Origin of the sequence: Pengzhenrongella sp. (assembly GCF_036565025.1) — a bacterium.
GTDB lineage: Bacteria > Actinomycetota > Actinomycetes > Actinomycetales > Cellulomonadaceae > Pengzhenrongella.
The window spans coordinates 1-2,617 of record NZ_DATCNW010000033.1 but is presented as its reverse complement, the minus strand read 5'-3'; the positions used below and the strand labels follow the sequence as shown (position 1 = coordinate 2,617).

Annotated in this window: 2 protein-coding genes; one reads left to right on the top strand and one right to left on the bottom strand. The window is 69.8% G+C overall.

Annotated features, from left to right (window positions below):
* The coding region (locus tag VIM26_RS01820; RefSeq protein WP_331948609.1) for a hypothetical protein at window positions 1–194 on the top strand (194 nt) is incomplete at its 5' end.
* A gap of 50 nt (window positions 195–244) precedes the next feature.
* Here the strand turns inward: VIM26_RS01820 and VIM26_RS01815 are convergent.
* A complete protein-coding gene (locus VIM26_RS01815) occupies window positions 245–1,639 on the bottom strand; it encodes a DUF2252 domain-containing protein (protein ID WP_331948608.1) in 1,395 nt (464 codons plus the stop codon).
* Window positions 1,640–2,617 lie beyond the last annotated feature (978 nt).

The following is a 2,617-nucleotide window of genomic DNA, read 5'->3' as shown; positions in this document are numbered from 1 at the left end:
GGCCGTCGGTGTCGATGGGGCTCGCGACGACCGGGACCGGACCGTGGGTCCCCCGCGACCTGCTGGCGGCCGCCGACGAGGAGCTGTACCGCGCGAAGCGGGCGGCCCACGCCGGCCACGAACGCGCGGACCGCCGCCGCGGGGCGGGCGCGCAGCGTCCCTGGCGCGAGATCTCCAGCCCGCGCGGGCACTGACCGACGCCGACTGGCTGAGGAGCGGGACGCGCGCCGACGACCGAGATCGGTCAGGCCTCGGCGGCCTCCAGACGGCCGGTCGCCACCGCCGCGGCCAGGGCCCGGTGGTCGGCGACCGTCTGGTCCGCGTACCCGAGCGCGAACTCCGCGACCGCACGCTCGAACTTCTTGCTCGAGCCGAGGTAGGTGGCGATCGCGACCCGGTCGCCGGACCGCGCGTGAGCCCGTGCGAGCGTCCACGCGCACAGCCGGCCGTAGGCGGTCAGCCCCGCGGGAGTCATCTTTTCGATCACCGCGGAGCCCTTGTGGTCGCGGAGCTGGCGGACATAGAAGTCCCGCTGCGTGCCGTCCGGGCCCACCACCCGTCGGGCGCCCAGGAAGATGTCGCTCGTCGACTGCATGAGGTGCTGGCCCCGGACCACGCGGTCGCCCTGGTTCGCATACCTGAGGCGCGGGACGTAGGGCGCGAGGACCGACGCCTGAGCCTCCTTCGCCTGCAGGAGCAGGAGGTCGTCGTCGTCCCGGCCGACGAGCAGCACCACGAATGCCCGGGTGCCGACGCTGCCGACCCCGACGACCTTGCGTGCCAGGTGCACCACGCGGAACTGGTCGAGCAGGGTCCGGCGGTCAGGCTGGAGCGAGCGGCTGTAGCCGTCGAGCATCTCGGTCAGCCCGGTCAGGCCGTGCGTCAGCTCCTCGACCGGCACCAGCAGGGGTGGATCGCTGATCAGGCGGCGCTGACCGCCGACCAGGTGCGTCAGCTTCTTGGAGGTCTGCAGGCTGTCCCGCGTCGCTGCCTTCGCAACCGCCCCCGCGGTCCGCGACCGCCGTCCGGAGGTCAGCGGCGAGCCACTGTGCGCGAGCCAGTCCGCCTCGTCGGCCCGGGCGTACCAGACAGCCAGGTTCGAGCGGCCGGCGAAGTCCCGCATCGTTTCTCGGTAAGCGTTTCCCGCCTGTATTGCGCTCCTCGTGACCTCCTTGTCCTTGAGCCCGATGTCCCGGCCTGCGACGACGATGCTGGTCACGAGCCGTTTGACGTCCCACTCCCACGGCCCGGTGGTGGTCTCGTCGAAGTCGTTCACGTCAAAGAGAATGCGCCGGTCGGCCGCGAGGAAGAGCCCGAAGTTCGACAGGTGCGCATCCCCGCAGACCTGTGCGGGCAGGCCGGACCGCGCCGTCGTCGCCAGGTCGGCCGCCATGATCGCGGCGCTGCCGCGGTAGAACGAGAACGGCGACCTGAGCATCTTCGCGTGCCGGATCAGCACGAGCTCGGGGATCCGGCTCGCCTCCTGGCTCTCGAGGATCGCCACCGGGTCAACGGCGTCGGACCGTTCGAAGCGGGCGTGGTCCTCGAGCGGGGCCCGCTGTCGAGCGGCCCTTCCCAGGGCGACGCGCTCCTCGACTCCCCCGGCCGTAGCCCCCTGGCCTGCAGCATCTTTGCTCATAGCGTCATCCTTCCCGTCCCGGGACGCGAGCGGAACCCTCGGACCGCGAGCTGAATCGGCGTCGCCGAGCAGGCGATCACGTTGCGGAGCGCGGCGTCGTCGACCTAAGCGTTGAGCCCCCAGCGTTTGCGGACCTCTGCGTTGCGGACCTCAGAGCTGCGGACCCGGGGGTTGCAGGTCCCGGCGTCGCAGACTCGTGCGTTGCGGACAACAACTCTCTGCTCAACAAGCCCGGTGAGCCACATCCGCCTGCCCCCCCTCGTCTGGGCTGGCGTAGCTGCCCTGTCCGTTTTGGTTGAAATGACCAGTTCTTCATGATTTGCGTAGGTTGAGCATTGTTTGTTACAGATCTACGTATTTTGACCGGCCTGCGGGCCGGTCGTCCTGCTGGCCTGCGGGCTAACGACGCCGGCCGACAGCCGACAGGCGCCGGACGCCGGGGCAGGGCGAAGATGGTCCGCTCGTGTCGCGAGGGCTCGCGCCGCCGAGAACGAATCTTGTGCCGCGAAGCGCGACGCGCGTCGATGCCGAGTGAAAACAGACCCCCCCGCTGCATCGAACTCGCCCGGCAGAAGGGGGTTGGTCTCCAACCCGCGTTGACCACGTGCCGCGCCGAATGTGTGCAGATTCGACCCGCGAGCTGACTCAGGCCGACCGTCCCTCCCCCAGGCCTCCGGGCGGCGTCATCGGTGCGGCGCACCTCCGAGCCCGTCGGATCCCACCGGCTTCGCGACCACGCTTGCCGACGTCGCAACGGTGCCTGACGTCGCAACGCTGGCTGGGAGGTCACGAGCGTCGAGACAGACCTCGAACGGGTAGCTGTTGTCGTGAACGCTCTCGAAAGGACGCCAGCTCCAGTGCCACGAGAACCCCGTCGGGTCACGACGGGCCCCACTCCGTTCGTCCGGGCAGGCGGAGCTGCCGTGTTCGTTTTAGTCGTTATGACCGGTTCTAACTGATTTGCGTAGGTTTGGGGTA

Excerpts from the sequence above, each read along its gene's own strand:
- VIM26_RS01815 (WP_331948608.1), bottom strand. The coding sequence starts at position 1,639 with ATGAGCAAAGATGCTGCAGGCCAGGGGGCTACGGCCGGGGGAGTCGAG.